Raw genomic sequence first — 5649 nt, 5'->3', positions numbered from 1 at the left:
CAATGGTGCCCGGTCTGTTCCGCCACTGGCAGTGGGTCCGTACGCTCTAACGGCTGATGAGAAGAGCCCGGTGACGGGAGACTGTCACGCCGGGAGTCTGTGGGAGCCGGGGGGTGAGATTCCCCCCGGCCACCCGACCCCGGAAATGGGACATCTAACCGAGATCAATTCGATCGGCTCTCCAGGACGTAGGTGACGGATCGGCCGTCACCGCAGAGGCGAGGCTGCTTGAGGTTGATCTCCTCTATGAGAAGCCCGAGAGCCCGTGCGAGACGAGGTGGGTCCGGGCGCTCGAGATGCACGGTGATCCCATGGAGGCTGAAGTCGATCACATCGCCGAGATACAACAGGTTGCGGGTGATCCCCCCGGTACTCGTCCTCATCGCAGAGATAGGCATTGAGCTTCCTCGCGAGGTCGAGCTCAGCGTTGTGGGCGAGCAAGCGACAGACCATCTGGAGTGCCCTGCGTTCGATGCGTAACTTGGCCCGGGTAGCACCGGGGTGGATCTCGTCTCTGCGCAGTCTCGCTGGGATCCCCTTCAGTGCTGTCGTTGCCTCTTCGAGGTCGTGCTCTGCGACCCTGAGCACATCTTTGAGTCTCGCTATAGCCTCTCGGCGGTTGTCGGTGTGATGCTTAGGATCCGCAGCTGTCTCACCGAGTATCGAGGACGCTACGATCAGTGGCTGTCCGAGGGTCTCTCGGCCACCACTGTCCACAACTATCACGCCATCATCTCGGCGACGTTGCATCAAGCAGTGCGCTGGGGATGGGTCGAGCACGCTTCCACCGACCGGGTGAAAGCACCTCGCCCGGTCCGCAAGGAATTGGTCACCCCGACACCTCAGCAGCTGTCCGCTTTGGTGAAGACCGCCGAGGAGTACGACCCGCTGCTCGCCATCGCCATCGCCCTTGCGGCCTTGACGGGCTGCCGGCGGGGAGAGCTGATCGCTCTGAGGTGGTCCGACGTCGATTTCGAGCGTCAGCAGGTCACCATCTCGCGGTCGCTCACGTTGACCCGAGGGGAGCAAGGACGCGCCATATACCACAAGGGTCCGACCAAGACCCATCAGGTGCGGATCGTCGCTCTCGACGACCTAGCGGTACAGGTCTTGAAGCGCCGGTACACGCACATGGTCGACCTGTCGAACCGAGCCGAGTCGGAGCTTGTCGACGATCCCTTTGTCCTCTCGCACAACGCCAACGGAGGCGTCCCGGCGAGCCCGGACAACCTGACCCATGCATTCACCGCCCTGTGCGAGAAGATGGAAAGACCTGCGCTCGAAAAGCTTCGCAAGACCAAGCCGACCGCTGCTCGCAAGGACCTGCCTGCGACGCAAAGGTGGCCGTTCCGCCTACACGACCTGCGGCACTTTCACGCCACCCAACTCATCGGAGCGGGTGTCAACGTCCGCACTGTCTCGGAGAGGCTCGGTCACGCAGATGCCTCCATGACGCTGCGGGTCTACGCTCACGCCCTACCCCAAAAGGATCGAGAGGCGGCTGCTGTCATCGGTGGAGTGCTCGGCGCGCTAAGAGTTTGAGACAGCAATCGAAGTCTCGGTAGCTGCTGTCGTCGTCCTATGGCACGGGGTGGTCTGGGCAGTGGCCGCCGGGCTCGTGCCACCAGGGGCAGCGCGTCACGCCGGTGGGCGCGACATCGTGGTGCGGGCACCGAAGGCTGCCCGGTGCCCAGCCGTGATGCGCCCATTGCCTTTGTTCTCGCGTAATCGCCGATGGTGAGCGGCGGGCGTCGTACAGGGGATCGAGGTACCGGTCGCTCCAGAGGATCAGTTCGGTTGCAGTCCGGTCGACGTCGTAGTCGTCGAGTCCGCCCGTGACCAGCAGGTCAAGGTCGCTGCGGAATTGAGGGTCGGCGGCGTTCGCGGCCAACCGCTGACGGAACACGGCCGGAGGGACCTGGCAGGCACGAAGGTAGTGATCACCTGCGCGGGCAAGGTCGGTGTCGGCGATCGAGAGATCCCGTCGGGCGAGCCACATGTCCCACAGGTCGCGTCCTTTGCGCCGTTGTGCCAGGGCGCGGAATTTCGTCCCGATCAGCTCGGCTGGGTCGAAGGTGGCGATTTCCGCACGGCCGGACCACCAGCGTGTCTCGACGACGTGTGCGATCCGCATGAGTTCGAGCGCCGGCGGGACCTCGTCTGTGTTGACTTCGATCTTGACCCGCATTGGAGCGCCCGAAGCAGCCTCGCCTCCGAGCACGACCTTCGTGCTGTCTCCGCCGATCTGTCGGGTCACTTCCCGGAGCGGACTGTCCACGGTCGCCTCCCGGATGGCGTCGACGAGCCAGCCGGTCGGCCCCGGTCTGCCGACGAGGACGTAGTCGAGATCTTCCGAGTACCTCCGGGCTTCTGTCAGGTGCAGCTTGTGGAGGCAGGTGCCGCCACGCCAGACGAGGTGGTCACTGAGCTCATCGTGGTTGGCCACGAGAATGGCCAGCTGGGACAAGAGGAGGTCTTGTTCGACCTGTTCCTCCGTCGGCCACGGGTGAGCAGCGCGCCACTGCGTGAGGACCGGTTGGGGGATCATTCGTCGGGCTCCACGGTGGTGTTCAGCACGACGTGCCATCGACGGTCGACCGGTCCGTCATGCGGACCGGTCGGGTCGAGCGGCGTGCGGTTGTAGTCAGCGATGGCGATCTTCGCGAGAGCGTCGAGGCCGCCGACGGTGTCTGTATGTTCGAGAAGGAACCCGAGCCGACGGACCGTTGCCCGGGGCCGCCGCGGCGCCTGGCGAGCGAGCGCTTCGGTGTCGAGCGTGAGGCCCCGGAGGACCGTCACGACGTTTCCCACGCCACCGCCTCGTTCGGGCGCTTGGGCGAGGTCGAAGGCGCATGTCTCCGGCGTCGCCACTCGGAGCGATCCGGTGGGTCCGGTGACTGGCGCCACCGGCCACTCCGACATCCGGCGATCCGTGTAGAAGCGCAACCGTACCGGTCCGAGTGTCCGGTCGGCCACCGTTCGGTCGACCATGGTTTGGGTGACCTGTGGGGCCTGGTGCGCACTGCCGTGACGGGCTGCAGCGGAGAGGTATCCGAGGTAGTAATCCCGGTGGAGATGTCGGCAAAGGTCGTCGAGATACCAGTCGGCCGGTACCGTGCCCTGACTGCGGTACTGGGGTGGGACGAGCACGTAGAGACCCCGGACGGGACTGAACAGGAAGTGGCGGCGCTGTGCCTCGGCCACGGCGACGCGAACGGAGCCCACCGAGGAGCCCGTGCGATCGCGGATTTCAGCCTGGGTCGTCGTGACGCGGCCTTCGCTGAGCAGCCCGTCCCACAGATCGGCAAAGCCTCTACCAGACACCACGAAAGTAAGTGTATCGCTAACTTTCATGATGTCTGGGATGGAAATCATGGAACCTCGTGCGAACCGAGACGCGGCTTCCGGTGGCGAACGGCATTCGTGACGACAGTCATGACTCGATGCCGCCGTGAAGGAAGCGCTCCAACCGAGGTACTGACACTCTCCACCGCGAACCGATCTGGATTGCCGGTGGGAACTGGCCGGTCCGGCAGAGCCGGTAGAGCGTGTCGGGGTGCAGTCCGATCCGACCGGCGGCATCGGGTATCGAGATCAAGTCGGCTGCGGCGAGCCGATCATGTTCGGGAGTGGCTACGAGGGTCATTCTGCATCCCCGCACGACTCGGGATCGCGGCGCGCGGGGTAAGTAGCCGCCTCCCGTGGGCAGCTGGCTGAAGTGGCCCTGCCGAGCACCTCCGTCAACTCCTCGTCGACGGGCGGCAGCCTCAACATGACGCTTCTGTGCTTGGAAAGCATCCGTCCTCCCTTGTTCGGTGCCGGGACACCGCGCCCTGGTCCCTTCTCATGCTCCGGACGGTCGTCACCCTGTGACGTCACCCCGCGGATTTGTCTTGAGGGAAGAACGTCACCCTCGAAACCTGAACGTCACCCTCGGGTCGGGACCGGGCGTAACGGTCGGGAAAGTCGTGTTTCCGCAGTACACACACGGTGTACGGAATACGGTGTGTGGAGACGCTATGGTGACGAGCGTGAAGCTGATGGGAGCAGGAGCCAGCTGCCTACCGAGACGCCAGATGAGGGAGAGCGGTCATGAGCAAGGCAACGGTGCCCTCGCCCGGCCTACGGGACGAGAGGGACGCGAACCGCCGGAAGCCCGAGGGGGAGCTTTGGGAGCGGCGCCACATCAGGGTGACCTACTGGCTCGAACAGACCTTGCGCGACGAGGTCCGAGAGGCGGCCAAGGCCAAGGCCATGAGCATCAGCCAGTTCGTGGCCCAGGCTCTCCGACGCGCTGTCGACGAAGTTCGGTAGCTCCCCGCCAGGAGGGGGCCTAGATTGGGCTTCTCCTCCCGGTCATTTCCCGAGAACGTCACCTTGAGCCGAGCTCTGGTCTTTCTGAGAGGCTCAAGATTGCCACGGAGCCAACGGTGCCGGGTATCAAGAAAGTCGCGTTGAGCTGGGAGGGTGACGTTCAGGGTGACGTTGCGTTCCAGCCCAGGCGTACCACGAGGGCGGTATCGCATCGGGTCGCTCGTCGCCACGCGGAGCCGCCGCATCGTCGCGTGTCGGCCCGAAGAAGTCTTCGAGAAATCCCCCTTCTGGCTTCGCAGGGTGACGTTCAGCGTGACGTTGGCCCCGCATCATCGTCCTCAGTGACGACGCTCATTCGGCCGACCAGGGCGCGATCGGGCGATCGTCTACCGAGGCGGCTGGCGAAAGGAGAGGAAGGGTGACGCGAGCAGTGACCCCACCCACGTCGAGGTTGAGAAGATCGGTAGCTGTCATGTCGGCCGTGGCGATTGCCGTCGTCGCTGCCGGGTGTTCGTCCGGCCCGACTACCCACCCGAGCACGTCGAGCTCGGTGACGAGGCCCACCGGGTCGAGTGCCACGACCACCACATCGACCCCGGCTGGTACGACGCAGGCCGCTGTTCTGAATGCGTGGGAGTCTGCCGAGCAGACCCTCCACGGCTACCTGCAGGGGACCTGGCAGCAGGACCGGGCCGACCTCGTCGCCGGTGAGACCAGCGCCCAACTCTGGCCGAAGCTCGCCGACTACTTCGTCAACCCGGCGCTCCAGTCGGAGAACACGTTCCTCGTCGGTGTGAAGATGGGCCAGCTGAACGGACCGACGACCTACAACCTCGGCCACCCGGTCGTTTCCGCGTTGGCAGCTACGACTGCGACCGTCACGGGCTGTATCTACGACACGGGCACCACGACATCTTCTGGCCAGCCCGGTCCGTCCACGCTCGACGGGGGAGGAGCTGGCGGCTACCGCGGCACTTGGGGCCTACAGCTCGTCAGTGGCTCGTGGAAGATCACGAACTTCAAGACCACATCGGTGCCGAAGTGCTGACCACGGCGCTCCTTCGCTTTGTAGCCGGCGTGACGGTTGTGGTCGGCGCCAGTGCTGTTCTGCCCGGTGGAGTCGCCTTGCCAGGCGCTGCGTAGTCGTCGTCACGGGTGAGCACCGAACGGACCTTTGCTGCTAGCACGGGATTATCCCGATCGAGCGCACGGAGGAGCTTTCGGATCGCAGAGCGCAGCTGGGTAATGGTGTCCTGGGTTGCTACGGCATCGTAGATCGGTGTCGAGTCGAGCACCCGCACCCGGTTCCCGAGTACGCCTGCCTCAGCTGCTGCT

7 protein-coding genes are annotated in these 5649 nt (G+C 64.8%); 3 read left to right on the top strand and 4 right to left on the bottom strand.

What is annotated here, in order from left to right; all coding sequences use genetic code 11:
• Window positions 1-164 precede the first annotated feature (164 nt).
• The gene (locus tag M7H19_RS08090) at window positions 165-398 is read right to left on the bottom strand and encodes a hypothetical protein (RefSeq protein WP_298179055.1); all 234 of its coding nucleotides are present in this window, start codon (window positions 396-398) and stop codon (window positions 165-167) included.
• A gap of 103 nt (window positions 399-501) precedes the next feature.
• Here M7H19_RS08090 and M7H19_RS08085 point away from each other — a divergent pair, with 103 nt between their 5' ends.
• Window positions 502-1542 (top strand): site-specific integrase, encoded by a 1041-nt coding sequence (locus tag M7H19_RS08085; protein ID WP_298179052.1) that lies wholly within the window; start codon window positions 502-504, stop codon window positions 1540-1542.
• Window positions 1543-1579: 37 nt separating this feature from the next.
• Here the strand turns inward: M7H19_RS08085 and M7H19_RS08080 are convergent, their stop codons facing one another.
• From M7H19_RS08080 to M7H19_RS18595, 3 genes are all read right to left on the bottom strand, one after another.
• Entirely contained in the window at window positions 1580-2548 is a 969-nt protein-coding gene (locus M7H19_RS08080) for a nucleotidyl transferase AbiEii/AbiGii toxin family protein (RefSeq protein WP_298179049.1), read from the bottom strand.
• Entirely contained in the window at window positions 2545-3327 is a 783-nt protein-coding gene (locus tag M7H19_RS08075; RefSeq protein WP_298179046.1) for a type IV toxin-antitoxin system AbiEi family antitoxin, read from the bottom strand. The genes M7H19_RS08080 and M7H19_RS08075 overlap by 4 nt, the downstream gene beginning before the upstream one ends.
• Before the next feature lie 106 nt (window positions 3328-3433).
• Window positions 3434-3646, bottom strand: a complete 213-nt coding sequence (locus M7H19_RS18595; RefSeq protein ID WP_363321344.1) for a helix-turn-helix domain-containing protein — start codon at window positions 3644-3646, stop codon at window positions 3434-3436.
• A gap of 446 nt (window positions 3647-4092) precedes the next feature.
• Between M7H19_RS18595 and M7H19_RS08070 the strand changes: the two genes are divergently transcribed.
• Both M7H19_RS08070 and M7H19_RS08065 read left to right on the top strand, forming a co-directional pair.
• On the top strand, window positions 4093-4314 hold the full coding sequence (locus M7H19_RS08070) for a hypothetical protein (RefSeq protein ID WP_298179043.1): 222 nt from the start codon (window positions 4093-4095) through the stop codon (window positions 4312-4314).
• 550 nt (window positions 4315-4864) lie between these two features.
• Window positions 4865-5362 (top strand): hypothetical protein, encoded by a 498-nt coding sequence (locus M7H19_RS08065; protein WP_298179041.1) that lies wholly within the window; start codon window positions 4865-4867, stop codon window positions 5360-5362.
• Window positions 5363-5649: the final 287 nt, after the last annotated feature.

The organism is Saccharomonospora sp. (genome assembly GCF_027317685.1).
Taxonomy (GTDB): Bacteria; Actinomycetota; Actinomycetes; order Mycobacteriales; family Pseudonocardiaceae; genus Saccharomonospora.
This window is presented reverse-complemented; position numbering and strand designations above follow the sequence as displayed.